The sequence below is a fragment of the Acidovorax sp. SUPP2539 genome, assembly GCF_030158975.1.
GTDB lineage: Bacteria > Pseudomonadota > Gammaproteobacteria > Burkholderiales > Burkholderiaceae_C > Paracidovorax.
This window is the reverse complement of record NZ_BQXJ01000007.1, coordinates 184257-206677: the sequence shown is the minus strand read 5'-3', so window position 1 is coordinate 206677 and position 22421 is coordinate 184257. Positions and strand designations below refer to the sequence as shown.

Annotated in this window: 17 protein-coding genes; 7 read left to right on the top strand and 10 right to left on the bottom strand. The window is 69.2% G+C overall.

Annotation, left to right across the window (positions count from 1 at the left end):
- Positions 1–55 precede the first annotated feature (55 nt).
- From AVTE2539_RS22165 to AVTE2539_RS22150, 4 genes are read left to right on the top strand one after another with little or no spacing between them, the layout of a single operon-like run.
- Positions 56–1417, top strand: a complete 1362-nt coding sequence (locus AVTE2539_RS22165; RefSeq protein ID WP_284413935.1) for a hypothetical protein — start codon at positions 56–58, stop codon at positions 1415–1417.
- Positions 1414–2436, top strand: coding sequence for a polyprenyl synthetase family protein (locus AVTE2539_RS22160; protein WP_284413933.1), 1023 nt, complete (start codon positions 1414–1416; stop codon positions 2434–2436). Before AVTE2539_RS22165 ends, AVTE2539_RS22160 begins: the two co-directional genes overlap by 4 nt.
- Before the next feature lie 31 nt (positions 2437–2467).
- Positions 2468–4345 (top strand): hypothetical protein, encoded by a 1878-nt coding sequence (locus AVTE2539_RS22155; protein ID WP_284413931.1) that lies wholly within the window; start codon positions 2468–2470, stop codon positions 4343–4345.
- A 4-nt stretch (positions 4346–4349) separates the two neighbouring features.
- The gene (locus AVTE2539_RS22150; protein WP_284413929.1) at positions 4350–6911 is read left to right on the top strand and encodes a hypothetical protein; all 2562 of its coding nucleotides are present in this window, start codon (positions 4350–4352) and stop codon (positions 6909–6911) included.
- A 9-nt stretch (positions 6912–6920) separates the two neighbouring features.
- On the opposite strand, the gene AVTE2539_RS22145 is transcribed toward AVTE2539_RS22150, so the two are convergent.
- The 5 genes from AVTE2539_RS22145 to AVTE2539_RS22125 all read right to left on the bottom strand — a co-directional run bounded on the left by AVTE2539_RS22145 (position 6921) and on the right by AVTE2539_RS22125 (position 13437).
- Positions 6921–8129: a M48 family metallopeptidase gene (locus AVTE2539_RS22145; RefSeq protein WP_284413927.1), complete on the bottom strand. Its 1209-nt coding sequence runs from the start codon at positions 8127–8129 to the stop codon at positions 6921–6923.
- A gap of 28 nt (positions 8130–8157) precedes the next feature.
- Positions 8158–9390 carry a YjgN family protein gene (locus AVTE2539_RS22140; RefSeq protein ID WP_502868966.1) on the bottom strand — a complete coding sequence of 411 codons (1233 nt, stop codon included), beginning with the start codon at positions 9388–9390 and terminating at the stop codon, positions 8158–8160.
- A 159-nt stretch (positions 9391–9549) separates the two neighbouring features.
- Complete coding sequence (locus AVTE2539_RS22135) at positions 9550–10371, bottom strand: RNA pseudouridine synthase (RefSeq protein WP_284413923.1); 822 nt, start codon at positions 10369–10371, stop codon at positions 9550–9552.
- Entirely contained in the window at positions 10364–12058 is a 1695-nt protein-coding gene (locus AVTE2539_RS22130) for an MBL fold metallo-hydrolase (RefSeq protein ID WP_284413921.1), read from the bottom strand. The genes AVTE2539_RS22135 and AVTE2539_RS22130 overlap by 8 nt, the downstream gene beginning before the upstream one ends.
- 104 nt (positions 12059–12162) lie before the next feature.
- A complete protein-coding gene (locus AVTE2539_RS22125; RefSeq protein ID WP_284413919.1) occupies positions 12163–13437 on the bottom strand; it encodes a flavin-dependent oxidoreductase in 1275 nt (424 codons plus the stop codon).
- Between the two features lie 59 nt (positions 13438–13496).
- Here AVTE2539_RS22125 and AVTE2539_RS22120 point away from each other — a divergent pair, with 59 nt between their 5' ends.
- Together AVTE2539_RS22120 and AVTE2539_RS22115 are read left to right on the top strand one after the other, a co-directional pair.
- The gene (locus AVTE2539_RS22120; protein WP_284413917.1) at positions 13497–14060 is read left to right on the top strand and encodes a MarR family winged helix-turn-helix transcriptional regulator; all 564 of its coding nucleotides are present in this window, start codon (positions 13497–13499) and stop codon (positions 14058–14060) included.
- Positions 14061–14157: 97 nt separating this feature from the next.
- Positions 14158–15141 carry a Bug family tripartite tricarboxylate transporter substrate binding protein gene (locus tag AVTE2539_RS22115; protein ID WP_284404798.1) on the top strand — a complete coding sequence of 328 codons (984 nt, stop codon included), beginning with the start codon at positions 14158–14160 and terminating at the stop codon, positions 15139–15141.
- Between the two features lie 24 nt (positions 15142–15165).
- On the opposite strand, the gene dkgB is transcribed toward AVTE2539_RS22115, so the two are convergent.
- Together dkgB and AVTE2539_RS22105 are read right to left on the bottom strand one after the other, a co-directional pair.
- The gene (gene dkgB / locus AVTE2539_RS22110; protein ID WP_284413915.1) at positions 15166–15990 is read right to left on the bottom strand and encodes a 2,5-didehydrogluconate reductase DkgB; all 825 of its coding nucleotides are present in this window, start codon (positions 15988–15990) and stop codon (positions 15166–15168) included.
- Between the two features lie 62 nt (positions 15991–16052).
- Positions 16053–17255: an MFS transporter gene (locus AVTE2539_RS22105; protein WP_284404802.1), complete on the bottom strand. Its 1203-nt coding sequence runs from the start codon at positions 17253–17255 to the stop codon at positions 16053–16055.
- Positions 17256–17370: 115 nt separating this feature from the next.
- Here AVTE2539_RS22105 and AVTE2539_RS22100 point away from each other — a divergent pair, with 115 nt between their 5' ends.
- Entirely contained in the window at positions 17371–18261 is an 891-nt protein-coding gene (locus tag AVTE2539_RS22100; protein ID WP_284413913.1) for a LysR substrate-binding domain-containing protein, read from the top strand.
- Positions 18262–18329: 68 nt separating this feature from the next.
- Here AVTE2539_RS22100 and otsA read toward each other — a convergent pair whose 3' ends face one another.
- Genes otsA through otsB form a run of 3 tightly spaced genes read right to left on the bottom strand, consistent with a single transcriptional unit; the run spans position 18330 to position 22303 of the window.
- Positions 18330–19697, bottom strand: a complete 1368-nt coding sequence (gene otsA, locus AVTE2539_RS22095) for an alpha,alpha-trehalose-phosphate synthase (UDP-forming) (RefSeq protein ID WP_272565231.1) — start codon at positions 19695–19697, stop codon at positions 18330–18332.
- 60 nt (positions 19698–19757) lie between these two features.
- The gene (locus AVTE2539_RS22090; RefSeq protein ID WP_272565230.1) at positions 19758–21569 is read right to left on the bottom strand and encodes a glycoside hydrolase family 15 protein; all 1812 of its coding nucleotides are present in this window, start codon (positions 21567–21569) and stop codon (positions 19758–19760) included.
- Positions 21566–22303, bottom strand: coding sequence for a trehalose-phosphatase (gene otsB, locus AVTE2539_RS22085; protein WP_284397952.1), 738 nt, complete (start codon positions 22301–22303; stop codon positions 21566–21568). The genes AVTE2539_RS22090 and otsB overlap by 4 nt, the downstream gene beginning before the upstream one ends.
- Positions 22304–22421: the final 118 nt, after the last annotated feature.

Sequence of the window (22421 nt, the reverse complement as noted above, 5' to 3'; positions counted from 1 at the left end):
CCCTGCCCATCGGACCCGGTCACATCGTACGAGGAGAATTTTCATGAGCGCTGGAATGCAAGCTTTTCAAGACGGCTGGAAGAATCAGCCCGCCGCCACCCTGAACGCTGCCTTGCCCCGCAGGATCGGGCTCGGCGACATCCCGACGTTGCCGCTGGCACGCTCGCTCGACATGCCCGCGCAGGCCGGCTTTGCGCGCGGCTCGCTGGGCATCGACCTGTCGGGCATGCAGCTGGCGCTGGCCGGCGAGGGGCCGTTCTCGGTCGAGTACAGCAGCGATGCCCAAGGCCGCTGCGTGCTGGCGGTGCGGCTGCAGGACGTCGCACTGCAAGGCCTGCACACCCTGAACGGCACGCAGATCTGGGAGACCGACCTAGACGGCGCCGGCACGGCATTGCCGATGGGCGCCCGCCGGCGCGGGGGGAGCGGAGACGACAACGTGCACCCCACCTGGGTCAAGACTGCCAACGACCAGCGCGGGCAGCTGCAGAGCCTGCCTGGCAGCAACGGGCCAACCCTGCTGACCACCTATTCCAATCACCGCGCGGCCTTCAACGACGTGTTCACCGACCCGCTGGCGTATGCCTTCCAGATGGGTTGGGGCACGCCGGCCATCTCGGGCATGGCCGACGACACCAACAAGGCGCTGACCCAGGGCGGCCTGGTCAACGATCCCACCAAGCAATACGGTGGAACAACCTACAACGGCAATGCCCAGACCCAGCAGCTGGCCTTGCTGACCACGCTGACGGCCATGGCCACGAACGCCGATTCCAACCATCCGACCGATGCCACCAACCCCTACAACCAGGCCGCCGCCGCCACGCTGACCTTCGGTACGAGCATCACGCAGAACACAGCCGTGACCCAGATCACCGATGTGCCTCCGCAGACCAAGGACTGCGTCTATGACCTGGTGCAGGGCGGCTCGCCGGCAGCGCCGCATTCGGTGGACGACGTGCACAACTTCCTCAACGGCAGCCCGATCGGCGGCCGCGACGCGCAGGGCAACACCTGGACCCGGTCGCTGAGCGAGGACGAGCGCGTCTTCGTGCGCAAGCTGCAGGCGGACATCGCGGAGCACGCCGCACGGCTGGCCGCAAGAAAGCCGGTGGCCCTGGTGAAGGGGGCGCTGCATGCAAGCTTGGCCTGCCATGTGTACCTGCAGTTCGGCGCGCAAGGCGCTGAAGGTGCGCCCGCGCTGATCGACGGACGTGTCGAGCTGGACGGGTTCGACCTGCACTTCGAAGACGCCGCATGGAATGCCGCGCTGGGCGACGGCCCGGCGCAGATCGCGCGCGATGCCCTGTCCGAGGCGCGTTTCATCAAGAGCCTGCTGCACGACCGCATCGCCGATGCGCTGGAGCGCGCGCTGGTCCAGCCGCTGGCCCAGGCGCTGCTGGATTCGCAGCCGTGAGGATTGCCGCCGCATCGCCGGACCCGGTCGAAGACATCCTGCAGGGGCTGATGGCGGCGGAGATGCAGGGTTTCGAGCGGGAGCTGGCCAATGCGCTGCAACCGCAGCAGGGCTATCTGACCGACGCGGAAATGTCGCTCTACCGCGGGGGCAAGAAACTGCGCCCGCTGATGCTGCTACTGACCGCGCGCCTATTCCGGCCCGAGGGCGAGTTGCCGAACAAGGTGCTGCGCGCCTCCGCATCGCTGGAGATGCTGCATGTGGCGAGCCTGATCCACGACGACATCATCGATCACGCCTCGCTGCGGCGGGGCCATGCCAGCGTCAATGCCGCCCGCGGCACCGAGATGGCGATCATGATCGGCGACATGCAGTTCCTGCAGGCCGTGCGCTGTTTCGTCGATGCGATCGAGGACGAGAACGACATGCAGCTCGTGAAATGGGTGCTGGACTCGGCGTTCGACATCTGCCGCGGCGAGATCGACGAGATGACCACGCAGCCTTACTGGCATCCGGACTCGCTGATGAGCCGCTACCTCACCACGGTCGACCGCAAGACCGCCGTGCTGTTCGGCCTGGCCTGCGAATCCGGCGCCGCGCTCATGCGGGCACGCACCTCGGAGCTGCGTCGCCTCGGCTCCTTCGGGCGCTACATGGGCCGCGCGTTCCAGATGATGGACGACATCTTCGACCTCGCGCATTCCGATGCGCAAGCCGGCAAGTGCCGGGGCATCGACCTGCATCAGCGGCGCATCACCCTGCCCATCATCCATGCGATGAAGCTGTTCGGCGACGCGCACCCTATGGTGCTCTATCTGCGCGACACGCAGACCCCGCCGCCGGAGCAGATCAACGCCTGGGTCGATGAGATTCGCCGATCCGACGCCTTCGCGCTGGCCTATGCCCAGGCGCGGGACACCGCACTGCAGGCGGTGCAGTACCTGCAGAACCTGCCCGCCGGCCCGCATCTGCGGGCATTGCACGACATCACCCTGCATGTCGTGAACCGACCTTACTGATTGACCGCCAATTTTTCGAGAGGATGACGCCATGGGCTTGCAGCTATTCCATTTCGTGTACGACACGCTGATGCAGAAGGCCAACGACAACACGCCTGGCAACAGTCTGTTCCTGCCGGTCGCGCTGTCCGGCATGAAGGGTTCGGACGGCCAGTTGTATCTGCCGCTGGAGGGCACCGACTGGAACCTGGACAACATCGGCGGCGCGCAGGACATCTCGGCCGACATGGCCACGTCCTGGTTCCAGGCCCTGTTTCCGCTGCTCATCAAGCTGAGCCAGCAGGCGAATCCCACGCCACCCGTCACCCAGCAGATGGTCGATGACGCCAAGGCCGCCGTGACCTACATCACCTCGCAGCGCTTGAACGTGGTGCCTTATTCCGGCCTCGGGCCGGACCTGGAGGTGAGCCGCATCGAGATCCAGGGCCTGGCGAACATCCAGGTCAGCGGCGAGCCGCCGGTGGTCACCACCAGCAACGCCGGCTATACCGCGGACATCACGCTGAATCTCAATGCCTATGCCTCCACGGGGCTGGCTTGGAACCAGCCGCTGGCGCTGGCAGGGCCTGCACAGGGAACGGACGCCACCACCAGTCCACCGACGCCTTTCAAAGGGCTGGCGTTCACGCTCAAGCAATGCCTGTGCTTCGTGGACCAGAAAGGCAACATCGTCCCCCCGCCGCCGACGCTGGGGCTCACGCCATCGCCCGGACACGCGAACGGCTTCGACTGCCTGGCCACGGGCATCGCGCTGCTGAAGTTGTCCAACGCCAAGGTGGTGGCGAGCACGACCGTGAGCGTTGCAAGCCCCATTGCGGCGCTGCAGATCGCACTGGACAAGATCCAGCTCGTCGCGATGCAGGGCGCCACGCCCACATTCACGCTGCAGAACCTGCAGTACCAGAGCATCTCGCCCGTGCCCTTTCCCGCCTATATCAACACTAGCGTCTTCTATGCGCCCTGGAGCCAGTTCTTCAAGCAGGTGCTGTCCACGGGCGACGCGGCCCAGTTGCTGAGCGGCCAGGTCAATGGCGCGCTGATGGACCAGGGCAACCGCGGCCAGGTCGCGCAGCTGCTCAACCATCAATTGAAGAATGCCTTCGACGAAATTTTCGGCAGTACCCAGGTGGCGGGCAGCACCGTGGACACCGATGCGAACGCGGTGGACAAATACCTGTTCGACCGGGCACGCGGTGCGCTGAACGACTCTGGCAGCTACGTCTATCTGCCGACCCTGGTGCTGGGTTCGACATCGCCGGTGCTGGAGCCCTACACCGCCATCAACCTGAGCATTCCCGGTCCGTTCAAGACGCAGGTGATGGGGGTGAACATCGCGCTGTCGGGCATCGTGCTCCAGAGCCTGGCCATCACGGGCCTGTCGAATCTGGTCGCGCCGCCCGACAACATCGTCTTCGGCACCAACCAGCAAGCCAGCGCCACGCTGCTGCTGGGCACCATGAACCCCGGGCCGACCGTGAACGTGAAGGGCAGCCCCCGCAAGGTGCCCTCGCCACCGGCCACCGCCAGCACCCCCTTCACCCTGAACGTGCAGGTGAACCAGAACGCGCCGATCCCGCTGGGCGGCACATTGAACCTCAGCCTGCAGAACAACAGCAACACGCTGGGCATCCAGACCACGCTGAACGCATCGGGCGACACGCCGGACGACCTGGAGCTGACCTACAGCCAGATCCTGCTGGTGGCCGGCGACAAGGACGTGGTGCTGACCGTCACGCTGCCGGACGACGAAGCGGCCTACGCGATGTTCATCAATGCGTTCCTGAGCCAGTCCCAATTGATCGAGCAGGTGGTGTCCGCCCTGAACGGGTACATCGCGGACAACCTGCAGCAGATCAGCGATGCGGCGACCCAATTCGCCCGCTCCGCCTTGAAGAACCTGGGGCAGTGAAGCCATGAGCAACGACATCTACACCACCCTCCAGGGGGCACTGCAGACCGATGCGGGCAAGAAGGTGCTGCAACTGGCCCAAAGCCAGTTTCCCGGGCCCATCCAGACGGCGCTGGGCTACTACCTGAACGGCATCACGCTGCAGCTCGGCCCATCCGCCAGCCTGTCGGTCGATCCGTCCACGAAGCAACTGCAGCTACAGGCGCAGCTTGACGGCGCCGACCTCGATCTGCAGGCCACCCCGAGCGGCGCGACGCTGACGCTCACCAGCCAGCAATACACCGATGCGCAGGTGGTGCTGACGTTCAGCCGACTCGACAGCGGCGTGCAGATGACGCTGGACGCCACCATGGGCGCCAGCCTGCAGTGGCCGCTGCAGAACCTGTGGCCTGCGGAACTCGCCTGGACTCCGGCCAACCAGATCGCGTTCTCCGAGGGCCAGTTGAAGCTGAGCTACGCGTCGGGCCCGTCCATCCAGTTCAACGGGCAAGGCGGGCTGCTTTACTCCAACCAACCCTTCTTGAACGCCGCGCTCAGCGTGCAGCGCACGGACCAGGGCGCAGGCGTCATGTTCGGCGCGGTGGTCCAGCAGTGGTCGCCGGGGTCGCTGTGGCAGCCCCTGTCGGCGCTGACCTTCAACGACAGCGGGGTGGTCGTCTCCACCATCGCGGGCCAGTCCGGCAGCCTAGCGTCGCTGGGCCTGCTGAGTGCGGACGCGGTGCCTGCGATCGCGTCCGATTTCGACATCGCGCCCGGCTTCGTTCTGTTTTCGTCGCTGCAACTCACCGACTCCCTGCAGGCGATCGCCAACTTCATGGGCGACGTTTCGCAGTTGGCCTTGTTCGCCACCTATGCCAAGGACAGTGGGGACAAGACGCTCAAGGCGGTCCTCAAGAACACGTTCAGCGCCAAGGGCAACGGCGTGTTCGAGTTCGACGGCTTCACGCTCGACTGGGAAGACCCGGGCCAGGGCAGCAGCAGCGTGAACGCCACGGCCTCCGGCCTCTTTCGGCCCGACGCCGGCACCGAGATCACGCTCGATCTCACGGGCAGCATCGTTCCCTCGCAAGGCGACCTGAGCGTCACCCTGTCTTTGCAGAACTGGAACCAGCCTTTCGGTTTGCAGACCGTGAACATCGTCGAGCTGCAGGGCACGGTGACGGTGGGTGCCGAGGCCGCTGGCGTGACGCTGAGCGCGGGCGGCGACCTCAAGCTGCAGAACCCCAACGCGCCGCAGTACGAGTTCGACGTGGGTTTCGAAGTGGAGGTGGTGGACTTCGAGGTGCCCAACGGCATCGCGGTCTGGACGCAGGCCGACCAGCAGCCGATGCAGCTGTCCAATGTGTTCAACGCCGCCTTCGCGCTCGACTTCTCCCCGCAGACGCTGGACAACGACCACCAGCCCGAGATCGCCGACGTGGTGCGCTTTCTCGACGAGATCATCAGCATCAAGCAGTTCACCTTCTGGTTCGTGGAAGGCGCTCAGTTGCAGAAGATCGGCGACCGCGGTCCGTTCCCGGCCGGCTTCGGGCTGCAGGCCGAGTTCAGTCTGCTGGACCAGGACGATGTGCAGGTGACCGCCACGCTGGCCGAATCGGCCGATGCCAAGGCCGGCTTTTCCGGCTACATCCTGGTGCAAAAGGCGATTGCCTGGGGCAGTGTCTTCGCGCTGTCCGGCTGGGACCCCACGACCAGCAAGCCGAACGGCCAGGGTCCGATGCTGGCGATCGCCGCCACGCCGGATGGCATCGTGGTGCCGCAGATCAACGGCGGCAACCCGGTGCGCTTTTATTCGTCGCTGTACCTGAAGTTCCTGGACGTGGTGGAAGACCACCTCTATGCGCTCGCCACCACCGACAACCAATTCCAGCTGGACTATGCGGTGCAGAACGGCCAGCCGACGGGCGGCTGCGGCGCGTGGGCGGGCGACCGCATCACGTTCATGCTCAATCCGCAGGACAAGCAACTCAGCGCTTCGTTCGGCTTCAACTTCGGCTGGCATGACATCGAGTGGGACGGCATCACCCTGTGGGGCGTGACGCTGGTGCCAAAAATCCAGTTACCGAATTTCAGCGTGGCGGCGGGCCTGGGCTTTTCCGCCTCGATGGAGGCCCTGGTGGTGACTGGCTATTTCGATTTCAGCCTGTTCGGGCTCGACCTCCACCTGGGCGATCAGGCCAGCCCCTACACGCTGCTGAATGTGAACGTGGCCGGCGTCATCGCCCAGCTCAAGGATGTGGCGGGCCATCTGCTCACCGCGCTGAAGCAGGAGGCTTCGGCCCTGATCCAGGCGGTGCTGTCCGGCCTGGACCGCTTCGTGGGCTGGGTCAAGGACCAGTGGCGCAATTTCGTCAACGGCCTGCAACTGGTCGGCCAGATCCTGCAGGACCAGTTCAAGCAACTGGGCAAGGACCTCGCCACGCTGCTGCAGAGCCTGGGCGCGCTCGCGGCCGAAGTGCAGCAGGCCATGGTCGCCCTGGGCTATGAACTGGAGAAGGTCGTGGACTGGCTCGGCGATCTGTTCGGCTGCCCGATCAACAAAGCGTCGAGTGCGTTGCCCAGCTAACTGAACAGCTCAACGCGCACAGTGCGGCGCCCGGCCTTCGCGAAGTTCGGTCGCCCGCTGCACGGTGCCCGGGTGGCTGTTCAGCAGCGACAGCAGGCCCTCGCCGCCGGGCTCAATGCTTGGCGAGCGTTTCGGCGGATCACTCTGGCCCTTGTCCTCTGATGGCTTGCCGGGGTGTTTCTTGTCCTCGTCGTGCGCAATGGCCAGCAGCAGGTCGGCCATGGGCGCGGTGGGCAGGCGGGCCTGGCCCATGAGCGCGATGGCGTAGCAGTCGGCTTCGCGTTCGTGGTCGCGGCTGTAGGCCAGGCCCGTGAGCAGCGCGCCGCCGGTGGACAGCAGGCCCGACACATCCCCCAGCGCCAGCCCCAGGCCGATGTTGAGCACGCCTTGCTCGACCACGGTGCGCGTGGTGTGGCGGTGCACGACATGGCCGATTTCGTGCGCGAGCACGCCGACCAGCGCGTCGTCGCTCAGGCCGTTCTTCGCAGCCGCCTGGGCCAGCCCGTCGGTCATCACCACACGCCCGCCGGGCAAAGCGAAGGCGTTGGCGCCCATGCCCTGGCGGAACTCCAGCTGCAGGCGCGGCGTGTAGCCGCCGTAGCGCGGCGGCAGGGTGCGCGCCTGCGCCGCCAGCGCATCGAAGCGCTCGCGCAACTGGGTCTGGCGCGCTGCGGGCAGGGTGCTGGCTTTGAGCGTGCCGTGGTCCATCTGCTGCATGGCGCGGTCCGCCAATGCGGCCTCCCAGGCGATCGGCACGTGGCGCGTGAGCTGCGTGGCGGCCCAGGGCGTGCCGTAGCGGTAGAACAGCACCAGCGCGAGCACCGAGGCCAGCACGGTGGCGGCCAGAACGGTCCATCGGGTCTGCATGCGCTGCGCGATGCCGGGGCGGTGGCCGGCCGCGTGCATGGCGGCCTGCCAGGCACTGACCGCCTCGATCTCCAGGCTGCCGTGGTCGCGCAGGTCCACCACGATGCGCGGTGGGGGGCGGTTCGCGCTCCAGGCCTCGGGCCAATCGACCTCGCGAAAGCCGAACACGCGGGGCGGGGCGCCGGGGGCGAGGGGGTGCAGCGTAAGCGTGGGCCCGCGCGCGCCGGCCGACAGGCCCACGAGCGCCGGCTGCGCCTTGCTGCTCCGCCCGTCGTACCAGCGCGCGGGCACCAGGGCCGGCGCTCCCGGGTGGGGGGACGAATCGGCCGGGGGCGTGGAAGGGTCGGCCATGCGGTCGCGGTGCGGCAACGGCGAAGCGTCAGCCGATCAGGTCGAGGCCGGCCGCGTCGGCCAGCGCATCGCCCACGCCGCCCTGCTGCTGGCGCACAAGCTGCCCGGCCACCTGGTCCACGCCGCCCTTGATGTGCAGGGTGACCGATTCGAGCTTCATGCGGTATTCGCTCACGCGGGCGAACGGGCGGTAGAACCCGAGCGTGACCACGGTGAGCAGTATGTTCTTGAGCCGCAGCCCCACGTAGCGGCCCGCGCGCAGGTCGCACTTGAAGCGGGCCATGTGGCTCACCCCGATGTTGTTCCACATGAGCTGGAACATGCGGGCCTCGCGGAAGGCGCGCGCGGGGGCCGATGCGAGCAGGAACACCACGAAGAACAGGATGAAGCCCAGCACGATGAACACGAACAGCCACAGCCCCATGCGCTGCGTGGAGTTGGCCAGCAGCGCCCACGAGCCCTTCAGCGCCGCGGCGATGACGGCACCCAGCACGGCCGACGACAGGAGGAACACCAGCACGGTGGCGACCCAGACCTTGACGAAATCCACGTACTCCGGCTTCCAGCGGCCGGGCTCGGCTCCGATCTGCGAGCGCAGCACGAGCAGGCTGCGGTAGTTGTATTCGAGGCGGATGAAGCACAGCACGATGAGCACCAGGCCCACGGCCAGCAGCCCCCACATGGGCCCCGTCACCTTCGGCAGCTTGCGCCCGCCGGCCGGCAACTGCGCCTCGGGCGCCAGGGCCTGCAGGCCGAAGAACACCGCCATGCCCACCAGGGCGATGGCGAACACCGGCCAGCTGGCCTGGTAGACCTCGCGCCAGTTGGCGTTGAACTGCAGGCGCAGCCCCTTCCAGCGCGTGTTGGCCAGGCGAAAGCGCATGGCGCTGCCCCAGATCAGCGGGGCGAGGAGGGCGCCGCCGATCAGGAACAGGCCCACGGTGGCGTCCTGCCCCGTGCGCACGGCGATCTGGTAGGCGACGGTGAGGCCCAGCAGCACGACGAATCCGAAGACCATGCGGCGCTGCTGCGCGGTGAATTCGAGGGGGCTGCCGGCCACCAGGGTGTGGCCGTAGAAGTACTGCGCGGTGCGCCGGCGGGCCCAGGGCGTGTACAGGCCGAGCGTGAGGATGCCCAGCAGCACGTTCACGATCCACACCCGGAAGTATTCGCCGCCGCTGCCGGTGAAGACCAGGGCATGCGGTTCGATGCCGTGCGATGTGAAGGTGGAAGACACCCTGTCTGCGGGTGGTGGGGTCATGTCCATGGGCTGCTCTCCTCGGTGCCGCGGAGTGTAGCGCAGCCCCTGGGGCATCGGTGGCCTGTCCATCGGCCTGTAGCGCAATACCAACTTGCGGTGGCAGCTACTGATTTTGTAGCGTTTGCGGTGGCGCTGCGCGCGGCGGGGCGCCCGCCGGCGTCAGAACTTTTCCCACGGCTGCAGGTAGCGCCACTGGCCCTCGGGCACCTTGGCCAGCGGCACGCGGCCCAGGCGGATGCGCTTGATGGCCACGACCGACAGGCCCACGGCCTCGCACATGGCCGGGATCTGCCCGGGGCGGATGCCCTTGAGCGCAAAGCGCAGGCGCGTCTCGTTCTGCCAGCTCACCTTGATGGGCGGCAGCGGTCGGCCGTTGAAGCTCAGGCCGTGGCAGAGCTTTTTCAGGCCGCTGTCGGACAGCGTGCCCTGCACCTCGACGATGCATTCCTGCTCCAGCGATTCGATGTCCTCGGCCAGCTTGCGGGCGATGCGCGCATCCTGCGTGTAGACGACCAGGCCGCTTGCGGGCGTGGGCAGCGGGGTGAAGCATTCGAGCGCCCGGAAGTGCCGCTGCAGCACGCGCGTGCCGCTGGCGTCGTCGGCCGCGTGCGAGGCCGCGCCGAGCAGGGTGAGCGCCGAGGGCTCGCCCTGGCTGCGGCTGCCGTGGCTTCCATGGCGGCCTGGGCCTGCCGGCGCCGCGCCGACCGGGCCCTGCGGTGTGCCCGGGCCGCCCAGTCCCGCTTCGTAGCCCACGGGCTTGTGCAGCAGCAGGGTCACCGGGGTCAGCTCCATCAGGTTGGCGTCCTGGTCCATGGCCACCGCCTGGTGCGGCGAGACGCGTGCGCCGGGCGCCTCGACCACGCGGCCGTCCACGCGGACCCAGCCGCCCTCGATGTATTGCTCGGCCGTGCTGCGCGAGCAGCCCAGTTGTTCGGCCACGCGCTTGGCGAGGCGGATGTGTTCGCGGTTGGGATCAGACATGGCCGGGCTCCAGGGAAAGGTTCAGTGCGCGGATGCGCTCGACATGGGCCAGCAGCGAGCGCCGGGCCACCGGCCACATGCGCTCGGGCACATCGCCGTAGGCGTGGCGCACCCAGTCGTCCGGGCTGCCATCGGGAAAGGCCCGCATCGCGGCCAGCACCTTGGCCTCGCGCGCCAGGCGGTGGGCCTTGAGGCCGGCGATGGCGCCGCGCGCATCGCCCAGCACGTAGCCGTGCGCGGGCAGGATGAACTGCACGCCGTGCCGCTCGCACAGCGCATCGAGCCGGTCGAGCGAGTCGAGGTAGTCGGCCATGTTGCCGTCCGGCGGGTCCACCACCGTGGTGCTGCCGTTCAGGATGTGGTCGCCGCTGAAAAGCAGGCCGTCTTCGACCAGCAGCAGGCACAGGTGGTTGGCCGCGTGGCCGGGGGTGTGCACCACCTCCAGCGTGTGCGTGACTTCGCCCTCGGGCGACGGGCCGGCCAGCACGAGCCGCTCGCCCTGCGCCAGTGCGCGCTCGGGCACGAAGTGGCTGGCCGCGCGCGCGGTGGGCGCCGACGGCAGGCCCAGGATGGGCGGCGCCGCGCGGCCATGGGCGGCCACCCGGGCCTGCAGCGGCAGCGCGCCGGGGGAATGGTCGGGGTGCGAATGCGTGCACACGATCATGCGGATGTCGCCGCCGGCCGCGCGCCACAGGCGTTCCAGGTGCTCGGCATCCTGCGGGCCGGGATCGATGGCGATGAACCCCGTGGCCGGATCGCCCACCAGGTAGCTGTTGGTGCCCGGGCCGGTCATCACGCCGGGATTGGGCGCGGTCAGGCGCTGCACGTTGCGCAGCAGCGGCACCGGGTGGTCGCTCTGCCAGTCGAGCGGGTGCACGATCTGGCCGTCGGGGCACACCAGCGCCAGTTCGCCGAAGGGCGGCTCGTGCTCCATGTGGCGCGACTCGCGGCCCGCCAGCAGGCCGGCGCGCGGGCAGCTGGTCCACAGCGGCGCCTCGTGCGCCACGGCGGCCAGCACGGCGTCCACACCGTCGAACCGCGCCAAGCGCTCCAGCGTGCGGATGGTGGGGTAGATCATGAAGAAGCGCCCTGCGGCATGGCGCTCCAGCGCGTCGGCCGGGCGCACCCACACCGGCTCGAACTGCTCGGCCTCGTCGGCCACGGGTTCCTGGCCCTCGGGCATGCGCGCCACGAGAAAGGGCACGTCGAAGCGGCGCGGAAGGTCGCGGTCGGCCGTCCAGTGGGCGAGCAGGAACACGGCATCGGCCGCCAGCCGCAGCCTGCGCGCCTGGCACTGCGCCACGAACGGCGCGTGGCGGTCGAGCGCGGCGATGTCAGCGGCACCGGCGAAGCGGCCGTCGGCACGGCGCGCCAGCAGCACACCCAGTTCCTCGAAGCTCTCGCGGATGGCGGCGATGGCCTGGGTCACGCGCAGGTCGTTCTGCGTGGCGCGCCGGTCCGCGGCGGCGTGCGAGGCGGGCGCGGCGTCCAGCGCGTCGATGCCGCCGCCCGGGAACACGTAGGCGTCGGGCGCGAAGCTGGCGTTGGGCGAGCGGCGCGTCATCAGCACTTCGAGCCCGGTGCCGCCGCCGGCTGCCGGCGCGTCGCGCAGCAGCAGCACGGTGGCCGCGGCGCGCGTGGCCACCGGTTCGCGGTGGGGATGGAGTTGTTGGGAGGTGCGGGGCATCGGGCGATTATCGGCAGTGGGCGCCGGGGCGCCGCCCGCCCGCGCCCCGTCGGGGAGCTAGACGGCCGATTGCTATAAAAATAATAGCATTATGCCCTAGTCAATCATGTGCTGGAGGCCGATTTTGCTTCGACCTGCCGGTGGCCGGCCGCGGCCTTGTATTCCTGCACCCAGCGCGCCAGCACGGCCGGGTCCATCACGTCCTCGATGCGCGCGAAGCCCTCGGTGGCGCGTTCTTCCACCATGTCGAGGATGGCGTCCAGGCCCTCCTGCCGGTTCAGGGCCACGATGCGGGCGGTGGCGGGGCGGCGCGCGGCCTCGTAGTGTTCCAGCGCGGCGACGGGGTCGGGCTGCGCGTGCAGCGCATCGGCCAGCGCGCGGGCGTCCAGGATGGCCTGCGTGGCGCCGTTGGAGCCGATGGGGTACATGGGGTGCGCGGCATCGCCCAGCAAGGTGACGCGGCCGTGGCGCCAGCGGGGCAGGGGGTCGCGGTCCACCATGGGCCACTCCAGGATCTGCGTGGCCGCACGGATCACGCCGGGCACGTCCAGCCAGTCGAAGCGCCACGCGCCGAAGGTGGGCAGCAGGTCGTCCACCGCGCCGGGCCGGCTCCAGTCGGCGCGGTCGGGCGCCCGGAGCCCACCGCCGAAGCCGTCCTCGCGCAGGCGGCGGTCGGCCACCCAGTTGATGAGCTGCGTGCCGTCCGCCGCGGGCGGTGCGATCGGGTAGACCACGAACTTCGCCCGGCGGTGGCCGGCCTGCACCATGGTGCGCCCGTCCAGGAACGGCCGCGCCACGGTGGTGCCGCGCCACATCATCATGCCGTTCCAGCACGGCGCGCCTTCATCGGGATAAAACTGGCGCCGCAGCGCCGAATGGATGCCGTCCGCGCCGATCAGCAGGTCGCAGGGCAGCGCCTCGGTGCGGCCATCGGCATGGGCGATGTGGGCGGTGGCGCCGGCGTCGTCCTGCGTGCTGCCGGTGATGCGCGCGCCGCTGCGCAGCTGTGCCGCGCCGAGGCGCCGCGTCGCCTCGTCCCACAGGAACATCTGCAACTGCCCGCGGTGCACGCTCAGTTGCGGATGGCTGTAGCCCGCGGCCACGCCGCGCCGGTCTTCGTAGATCGGCTGGCCGTGGCGGTTGGCGAAGACCAGCGCCGCGGTCTCCACCCCCATCGTGCGCAGCGCGGGCAGCAGCCCCAGGCCATCGAGCACCGCCACGGCGTGCGGCAGCAGGTTGATGCCGACGCCGAGCGGCTTCAGGTGCGCGGAGGCCTCGCACACGGTGATGCGGTGGCCTTGCGCCGCCAGGGCCAGCGCGGCCGTGAGGCCGCCGATGCCGCCGCCGGCGACGACGATGTGGAGCGGTGCAGAGGGCATGGTGTGTCTCCGGGTTGTCCTGCTTGACGCCGTGCGATGGCGCCGCCTATTGTTGCGCCATGCAACAAAAATCGGAACGCGCGAAAACCCTGCCCTCCCATGCGCCGGCCAAGCCTGCGGCGCCGGCGCGCGCCCCGGATGCGCCCGAGGGCGAACTTCGCCCCTTGCCGGGCCTGGACTACGGCGTGCTCGACCAACTCATGGGCTATGCGCTGCGGCGCGCGCAGAACGCGCTGTACCTGCACTTTCAGCGGGCCGTCGCCGCGCAGGCCGACGTGAGCCCGCAGCGCTTCGCCGCGCTCGTGCTGGTGGCTGGCAACCCGGGCCTGCGCCAGGGCGTGCTGGCCGATGCGATGGGGCTGCACCGCAGCGGCGGCATGCGCCTGGTGGACTGGCTGCACGCCCAGGGCTGGGTGCGGCGCGCCCCCGATCCGATGGATGGCCGGGGCTGGACCCTGCACCCCACGCCCGCGGGCCGCGCCGCGCTGCAGCGGCTGAGCGAGGCGGTGCTGGCGCACGATGCGGCGCTGGTGCAGGCGGTGGGCGAGGGCGGCGGGCAACTGCATCCGCTGCTGGAGCGCCTGGCAACGGCGGCAGCGGCGTCGTCCGCGCCCCTCCCTTGATCCCCGCCCCCCTGATGGCCCCGTGGTTCCGGCCGGCACGGTCGTCTGGCATGCTTTCCGGCCTTGCCCCAACAGAACCCAAACAAGGAGACAACGCATGACGAAGATGAACCGACGCCAGGCCGGCCTGGCGCTGGCAGGGCTGGCCGCCGCTGGCCTGGGAGCGCCCGCACGGGCGCAGCAGGGCGTGCCCCGAATCCTGGTGGGGTTTCCCGCCGGGGGATCGATCGACGTGGTGGCCCGCCGCCTGGCCGAGCAGTGGCGCGGCCGCACCGGCACCACCACTGTGGTCGAGCAGAAGGTGGGCGCGGGCGGGCGCATTGCCCTGGCCACGCTCAAGGATGCGCCGCCCGATGGGCTCACCCTGGTGCTCAGCCCCTCGTCCATGCTGACCATCTACCCGCACGTGTACAAGCGCCTGCAGTACCGGCCGGCCACGGACTTCATCGCCGTGACGCCGGTGGCCCTGTCCACCTGCGGCTTCATGGTCGGGCCGAAGGTGCCCGAGTCGGTCAAGACCCTGCGCCAGTTCGCCGACTGGACGAAGGCGCGGACCGAGCCCGAGGGCTACGCCTCGCCCGCGGCCGGCGCCATGCCGCACTTTCTGGGCAACCAGTTCGCCCGCGCGGCCGGCATCCAGCTCACGCACGTGCCTTACCGCGGCGCGGCCCCGGGCCTGCAGGACCTGATGGGCGGGCAGGTCGCCTCCGGCTGCTTCAGCGTGGGCGACTGCCTGCCGCACCTGCCCACCGGCCGGGTGCGCGTCTTGGGCGTGACCGATACGCGGCGCTCGCGCTTCCTGCCCGATGTCGCCACCTTCGAAGAGCAGGGCTTCGCAGGCATCCACGGCGTGGAAAGCTATGGGCTGTACCTGCCCGCCAAGACGCCCGCCGCGCAGGTCGACCGGCTGCTGGCGCTGGCGCAGCAGGCGATCCGCGATCCGGCCGTGGTGGAGTCGCTGGCCAAGCTGGGCTTCGAGCCCGTCAGCAGCACGCCCGAAGAGTTCGCACGGCAACTGGCGCAGGAGCGCGAGCGCTGGGCGCCCGTGGTGGCCGCATCGGGCTTTTCGTCCGAGGAATAGCCGCCGGGCACGGGGCGGGCCGGGTCAGTCCCAGGCCGGTGCCAGGCCTTGCGGATCGACCAGCCGGCCGCCGCGCTCCAGCGCGGCGATGCGCTGCATCTGCCCGTCCGTCAGGCGCAACTGCGGTGCTTTCAGATTGCTTTGCAGGTGGGCATGCTGCGTGGACGAGGGAATCACCGCATGGCCCAGTTGCATGGCCCAGGCCAGGGCCACCTGCGCCGGCGTGGCCGCCAGCTCCGCGGCGATGGCCTGGATCACCGAGTCCTGCAGCACCTGGCCGTAGGCCAGCGTCATGTACGACGTGGTGTGGATGCCCTGGCTGCGCGCGAAGTCCACCACCGCGCGGTTCTGCAGGTAGGGGTGCAGCTCGATCTGGTGCGTGGCGATGCGGTCCGCACCCACGGCGGCGATGGCTTCGCGCAGCAGGGCGCTGTTGAAGTTCGATACGCCGAAGGCCCGCGTCATGCCCTGCGCCTGGGCGTCGGCCAGTGCGCCCAGCGACTCTCCCACCGGCACCGCGCCACCGGGCGACGGCCAGTGGATCAGCGCGAGGTCCACCCGGTCGGTGCGCAGTTTGGCGAGGCTTTCCTGCAGGCTGGGAACGAGACGGTCGGCTGCCAGGTGGTCGGTCCAGACCTTGGTGGTGATGAACAGTTCGTCGCGCGGCACGCCGCTCTCGGCGATGGCCTGGCCGACCTCGGACTCGTTGCCGTAGATCTGCGCGGTGTCGATGTGGCGGTAGCCCAGCGCCAGCGCAGTTTTCACCGAGTCGATGACGACCTGGTCCTTCAGGCGGAAGGTGCCCAGGCCGAAGGCGGGCACGGTGGGGGAGGCAACGGGGGTGGTCATGAAAATCTCCGGCGGCAATGAAGGGGTGAACGGAAAAAGGTTGGCCATGGAAAGCGGCCGGATCAATGGGCCGCGGCAGCCGGGCTGCCCGTGCGCACCGCGAAGCCGCTGCGGCGGTCCAGCACGCCGCTGTAGTGCGTGAGGGCCAGCGACACCAGCACCACCAGTGCGCCGATCCACGGCGTGTGCATGAGGCCCAGGTGCGTCACGATCAGGCCGCCGGCCCAGGCCGCGCCGGCGATGCCCAGGTTGAACGCGGCGATGTTGAGGCCCGAGGCCACGTCCACCGCCTGCGGCGTGAAGCGCTCGGCCTGCTGCACCACATACACCTGCAGCCCCGGCACATTGCCGAACGCCACCGCGCCCCACAGCAGCACGGTGCCCAGCGCCAGCCAGGGGTGGGGCGCCGTGAACTGCAGCAGCAGCAACACGGCGGCCAGCAGCGCGAACACGATGCGCAGCGCGGCAATCGGCCCCTTGCGGTCGGCCAGCCGGCCGCCCCAGAGGTTGCCTGCAGCCACCGACACGCCATAGACCAGCATCACCCAGCCCACCGCCCCGGCGCTGAACCCCGACACCTCGGTGAGGATCGGCGCGAGGAACGTGAACGGAATGAACGAGCCGCCGTAGCCGATGGCCGTCTTGGCATATACCAGCAACAGCCGCGGCTCGGCCAGCACGCGCGCCTGCTGCGCCAGAGAGGCGGGCGGGGTGTGGGCGATGTCGCGCGGCACGAACAGCGCGCTGCCGATGAAGGCCACCACGCCCAGCGCCGACACGGCCAGGAAGGTCTCGCGCCAGCCGAAGTGCTGGCCGATGAACGTGCCCAGCGGCACGCCGGTCACCAGTGCCACCGTGAGGCCCGTGAACATCACCGCGATGGCGCTCGCGGCTTTCTCGCGCGGTACGAGGCCCGTGGCGATGGTGGAGCCGATCGAGAAGAACACCCCGTGCGCCAGTCCGGTGAGAATGCGCGCCGCCACCAGCGGTCCATAGCCCGGCGCCTGCCACGCCAGCAGGTTGCCGGCCGTGAACAAGGCCATCAGCGAGAGCAGCAGCGCCTTGCGCGGCACCTTGCCGGTGAGGGCGGTGAGCACCGGCGCGCCGACGGCCACGCCCAGCGCGTACAGGCTCACCAGCAGGCCGGCCGAGGGCAGGCCGATGGAAAGATCCGCCGCCACGGTGGGCAGCAGGCCGACGATCACGAACTCGGTCGTTCCGATGGCGAAAGCGCTGAGCGTCAGCGCGAACAAGGCAATGGGCATGGAAGCACTCCTGAAGATGCGCCGAGTCTGCGGGTTTATCCTTTGCAGAAAAACCCGGTTTCAATCCATAGATACTTGCCCTGGAATCAACAATGAAACGGCTGGACCGCGCACCATGAAGACCACGCTTGAAGAACTCCAGGCCTTTGCCGCCGTGGTGGACGGCGGCTCCATCACGGCCGCCGCCGAGCACCTGGGCCAGACCGTCTCCGGCATCAGCCGGGCGCTGGCGCGGCTGGAGAAGAAGCTCGAGACCACCCTGCTGCGCCGCACCACGCGCCGCATCGAACTCACCGAAGAAGGCCAGGCCTTCCTGGCCCGCACCCGCGCGATCCTCGCCGCCCTGGACGATGCCGAGGAGCACATGGCTGCGCGCCGGCTCCAGCCCGCCGGCCGACTGCGCGTGAACGCCGCCACGCCGTTCATGCTGCACGCCGTCGTTCCGCTGGTGCCCGAGTTCCGCCGCGCCTACCCGCAGATCACGCTGGAGCTGGACACCGACGAGCTGAACATCGACCTGCTGGCGCGCCGCATCGACGTGGCGATCCGCATCGGCCCGCTGCGCGACTCCACGCTGCACGCCCGGCCGCTGGCCACGAGCCGCATCCGGGTGCTGGCGAGTCCGGCCTATCTGGCCGAACACGGCCGGCCCAGGACCGCGGCGGCCCTCGGGCGCCACACGCTGCTGGGTTTTTCACAGGTCGAGTCGCTCAACCGCTGGCCGCTGCGCGGCGTGCATGGCGACGAATGGCTCATCACGCCGCACATCACCGCCTCCAGCGGCGAAACGCTGCGCCAGCTGGCATTGCGGGGTGCGGGCATCGTGTGCCTGTCCGACTTCATGACCGCCGCCGACCGCGAGCGGGGCGATCTGGTGCAGATCCTGGCGAAGGACACGGCCGACGTGCGCCAGCCGATCAGCGCGGTGTACTACCGCAACACGCAGCTGGCCGCACGCATCGCGTGCTTTCTGGATTTTCTGCAGGAGCGGCTGAAGACGTTCTGAGGGGTGGTAGCGGGCGGCCCAGGCGGGCTTACCGGCATTTCCGAGCCGGCCCTTCCGGTTGCAGCCCCTCAGCCCAGCGTCTCCAGGAACGTCTTGCGCCACCAGTGGATGTCGTGCTCCCGGATGCGCTCCATCAGCGCCTGGTGGCGCCGCTGGCGTTCCTTGAGCGGCATCTGCAGCGCGGTCTGGATGGTGTCGGCCATGCCCTGCGTGTCGTAGGGGTTGACCAGCAGCGCTTCCTTCATCTGCTCGGCCGCGCCGGCGAAGCGCGACAGCACCAGCACGCCGGGGTCGTCCGGGTCCTGGGCGGCGATGTATTCCTTGGCGACGAGGTTCATGCCGTCGCGCAGCGGCGTCACCAGGCCCACGGCGGCGGCGCGGCACAGGCCCGGCACGCGCTTGCGGGCCACGGTGCGGTGGATGTAGCGCAGCGGCATCCAGTCGAGTTCGCCGTAGTCGCCGTTGATGGCGCCGCACAGGCCTTCCAGCTCCTGGCGCAGGTCGGCATAGGCGTCCACGCTGTCGCGGGTGGGCGAGGCGATCATCACCAGCGTGGCGCTGTGGTGGTTCTCGGGGTAGCGCGCCAGCAGCTCGCGGAAGGCGCGCACGCGCTGCGGGATGCCCTTGGAGTAGTCCAGCCGGTCGATGCCCAGCAGCAGGCGCCGGCGCGAATACTCGTCGCGCATGGCGGTGAAGGTCTGCACGGCCTCGGGCGCGGCGGCCAGGCGGGTGAATTCGTCCACGTCGATGCCGATGGGGAAGGCCCCCACCTGCACCGTGGCGCCGAACGCGCGCAGGTGCTGCGGGCCCACGGTTTCCGCATTGGCTTCGTTGCTCAGGTAGCGCGTGAAGTGCGACACGTCGGCCTCGCTCTGCAGGCCCACGAGGTCGTAGGCGAACAGGGAGCGCATGAGCCATTCGTGCTGCGGGATGGCGGCCATGATGAGCGGCGGGGGCACCGGGATGTGCAGGAAGAACCCGATGCGCTGGCGGCAGCCCAGCGCCCGCAGCTCGGCGGCGAGCGGGATCAGGTGATAGTCGTGCACCCAGATGGTGTCGTCTTCCTTGAGCAGCGGCAGCAGCTTGCGGGCGAACATCTGGTTCACGCGGCGGTAGCCGGCGATGTAGCTGGCGTTGAAATCCGCCAGGTCCAGCCGGTAATGGAACACGGGCCACAGCACGCTGTTGCTGTAGCCGCTGTAGTAGCTGTCGTGGTCTTCCTGGCACAGGTCTACGGTGGCCAGGGTGACGGTGCCCGCCTGGCGCGTCTGCAGCTTGCCTTCACCGGGCAGGCCGTCTTCGGAGATATTGCCGCTCCAGCCGAACCACAGGCCTCCGGTGCGGCTCAGCGTCTCGCCCAGCGCGACCGCCAGGCCTCCGGCGGCGGGCTTGCGGGGATCGGCGATGCGGTTGGAGATGACGACGAGGCGGCTCATGGGAAATTTCCTTGCGGTGCGAACGGGCAGTCGGGGTGGGCGTAGCGGATGCGGCGCCTTTCAGATCACGCTGTCCCAGGGGTCGGACAGCCGGACGGCGGCATTGATGATGCCGACCATGGAATAGGTCTGCGGGAAGTTGCCCCACATCTCCCCGGTCTGCGCGTGCGTGTCCTCGGACAGCAGCCCGAGCGGGTTGCGCGTGGCCAGCAGGGCCTCGAAGATCTCGCGCGCCTGCGCCTTGCGGCCGATGCGGGCCAGCGCGTCGATGCGCCAGAACGCGCAGATGTTGAAGGCGGTGTCGGGCTTGCCGAAGTCGTCGGCGGCCTCGTAGCGGCGCATATAGGGGCCGTCGCAGAGCGACGCCTCCATGGCGTCCACCGTCGAGACGAAGCGCGGGTCCATCGGGTCGATCAGGCCCACCTCGGCCATCAGCAGCACGCTGGCGTCCAGCTCGTTGCCGCCGAAACTCTCGGCAAAGGCCTGGCGCTCCTCGCTCCAGGACTTTTCCAGGATCTCGTCGCGCATCGACCGGGCGTGCGCGCTCCAGTAGTCGGCGCGTTCCGGCAGCTGCAGCGAGTGGGCGATCTTGGCCAGGCGGTCGCAGGCGGCCCAGCTCATCAGCGCCGACGAGGTGTGCACGCGGGCGCGGGTGCGCAGCTCCCACATGCCGGCGTCGGGCTGGCCGTACACGCGCACGGCCAGCTCGCCGATCTGCTCCATGCGCGAGAACTCGGTCGCGCCCGCCGGGTGCAGCAGCCGCTGGTCGTGGAAGGCCTGGGCCGCGCCCAGGATGATGTTGCCGTACACGTCGTGCTGGAAATGCTCGGCCGCCTGGTTGCCCACCCGCACGGGGCCCATGCCCCGGTATCCGGCCAGGTGCGGCACGAAGGCCTCGGGGAGGTCGTGCTCCAGGCCGATGCCGTACAGCGGCTGGATGTGGCCGTCGCTGGCCTCGGCCACCACGTTGCTGAGCCAGCGCAGGTAGTCCTCCATCGTCGCCGTCTCGGACAGGCTGTTGAGCGCCCGCACGACGAAGAACGCATCGCGCAGCCAGCAGTAGCGGTAGTCCCAGTTGCGGCCGCTGTCGGCCGATTCGGGGATGCTCGTGGTCATCGCCGCCACGATGGCGCCGGTGTCCTCGAACAGCGACAGCTTGAGCGTGATGGCCGCGCGGATCACCGCGTCCTGCCATTCGAGCGGCACGGCCAGGCGCTGCGTCCAATGGCGCCAGTACCACACGGTTTCCTGCTCGTAGTGGCGCGCCGTGTCGGCGATGCCGGTGGGCAGCGATTCGTCGGCACCCAGAAGGAAGTTGTGCTCGCGCGCCATCACGAAGGGCTGGCCCGACAGCACGTGGGAGATGGGCACATCGGTGTTCAGCCGCAGCGTCAGGTCTTCACCCACGTAGCGGATGTGGTTGCTGCCCTGCGTGATCTCGGGCGCGTCCTTGCCCCAGCCGTAGCGCACGTCCACCGTCACGCGGATGCGCGGGGCACCCTCCAGCCGGCGCACGCGGCGCACCAGCATCATGGGCCGGAAGTAGCGCGAGCGGGCGTAGAAGCGCGGGGCGAAATCCGTGATCTCGATGCTGTTGCCCGAACGGTCGGTGAGCCGCGTGCGCAGCACCGCGGTATTGGGCTCGTACCACTGCTCGGTGGTGGCGAGGTCTTCGATTTCGATGGCGAAGCGGCTGCCTTCGTCGCCCGGCTGCAGCAGGGCGTTGAACACCGGATCGCCGTCGAAGCGGGGCAGGCAGCACCACACGATGTGCGCCTGCGCATCCACCAGGGCGCTGATGGCGCAGTTGCCGATCAGGCCCAGCGCCAGTGAAGGCTCGGCGGGCGGGCCGAAATGGGAACCGGTCTTCATGCGGCGGGCCTTTCCGGCGCCGCCATCTGGTAGAGCCATTCGCGCAGGACGGTGGTGTCGTCGCAGCGCACCGTCGCCTGCGTCTCGCCCGTGCCCACCTTGATGCCGATGCCGCCCAGGGCCTGGGTGGCGACGAAGCCGTTCTCGTCCGTCACGTCGTCGCCCGCGAAAACGGGGATGCGGCCCTGGAACGGCGGGTGCTGCATGAAGTCGGTGATCGCCCGTCCCTTGCTGGGGCCCGAGGGCTTGATCTCCAGCACGCACTTGCCCTGCATCAGTTCGAGCCCGGGCGCGTGCTTGAGCGCATGCTCCAGCGTCGATCGGCACAGTGCTTCGAGTTCCTGCGCCTGGCGGTAGTGCAGCGCGACGCCGGCGCTCTTGCGTTCCAGGACCAGGGCGGGATAGCGGTCGCGCAGTGCCTCGATGGTGCGGATGACCGCCGTCAAATCCATGGCCGGCACGGCCCCCACGAGCCCGCTGTTCAGGCGGTACTGGGCGCCATGCTCGCAGGCCAGCGGCAGCTGAAGGGGGGACAGGAAGCGGTCGATGTCGGCTTGCGTGCGGCCCGTCGCGATGGCCAGTGCACCGCCCAGCCGTTCGTGCAACGCCTGCAGCGCCGGCACGATGCCCGGGGGCACCTGCACCGCATCGGGGTGGGACGCAATATCGGCGAGCGTGCCGTCAAAATCGAGGAAAAGTGCGTATCTCGCAGTCAGTAGCGGTAGATTTTGCATTGCCAGCCACCTTACCAGAAGCCTTCGCGCGGGCTGTAGGCGCCAAGGCAGGGCGGCTGTAGGCGGGTTGAAAACCCCCGCCGCAGCGCCCATGTGCGATGGGCCCGCCCCGTTGCCA

Excerpts from the sequence above, each read along its gene's own strand:
- AVTE2539_RS22165 (WP_284413935.1), top strand. The coding sequence starts at position 56 with ATGCAAGCTTTTCAAGACGGCTGGAAGAATCAGCCCGCCGCCACCCTG.
- otsB (WP_284397952.1), bottom strand. The coding sequence starts at position 22,303 with ATGCAAAATCTACCGCTACTGACTGCGAGATACGCACTTTTCCTCGAT.
- AVTE2539_RS22145 (WP_284413927.1), bottom strand. The coding sequence starts at position 8,129 with ATGGCCGACCCTTCCACGCCCCCGGCCGATTCGTCCCCCCACCCGGGA.
- AVTE2539_RS22105 (WP_284404802.1), bottom strand. The coding sequence starts at position 17,255 with ATGCCCATTGCCTTGTTCGCGCTGACGCTCAGCGCTTTCGCCATCGGA.
- AVTE2539_RS22140 (WP_502868966.1), bottom strand. The coding sequence starts at position 9,390 with ATGACCCCACCACCCGCAGACAGGGTGTCTTCCACCTTCACATCGCAC.
- AVTE2539_RS22155 (WP_284413931.1), top strand. The coding sequence starts at position 2,468 with ATGGGCTTGCAGCTATTCCATTTCGTGTACGACACGCTGATGCAGAAG.
- AVTE2539_RS22090 (WP_272565230.1), bottom strand. The coding sequence starts at position 21,569 with ATGAAGACCGGTTCCCATTTCGGCCCGCCCGCCGAGCCTTCACTGGCG.
- AVTE2539_RS22150 (WP_284413929.1), top strand. The coding sequence starts at position 4,350 with ATGAGCAACGACATCTACACCACCCTCCAGGGGGCACTGCAGACCGAT.
- otsA (WP_272565231.1), bottom strand. The coding sequence starts at position 19,697 with ATGAGCCGCCTCGTCGTCATCTCCAACCGCATCGCCGATCCCCGCAAG.
- AVTE2539_RS22115 (WP_284404798.1), top strand. The coding sequence starts at position 14,158 with ATGACGAAGATGAACCGACGCCAGGCCGGCCTGGCGCTGGCAGGGCTG.
- AVTE2539_RS22135 (WP_284413923.1), bottom strand. The coding sequence starts at position 10,371 with ATGTCTGATCCCAACCGCGAACACATCCGCCTCGCCAAGCGCGTGGCC.
- AVTE2539_RS22120 (WP_284413917.1), top strand. The coding sequence starts at position 13,497 with ATGCAACAAAAATCGGAACGCGCGAAAACCCTGCCCTCCCATGCGCCG.
- AVTE2539_RS22130 (WP_284413921.1), bottom strand. The coding sequence starts at position 12,058 with ATGCCCCGCACCTCCCAACAACTCCATCCCCACCGCGAACCGGTGGCC.
- AVTE2539_RS22125 (WP_284413919.1), bottom strand. The coding sequence starts at position 13,437 with ATGCCCTCTGCACCGCTCCACATCGTCGTCGCCGGCGGCGGCATCGGC.
- dkgB (WP_284413915.1), bottom strand. The coding sequence starts at position 15,990 with ATGACCACCCCCGTTGCCTCCCCCACCGTGCCCGCCTTCGGCCTGGGC.
- AVTE2539_RS22100 (WP_284413913.1), top strand. The coding sequence starts at position 17,371 with ATGAAGACCACGCTTGAAGAACTCCAGGCCTTTGCCGCCGTGGTGGAC.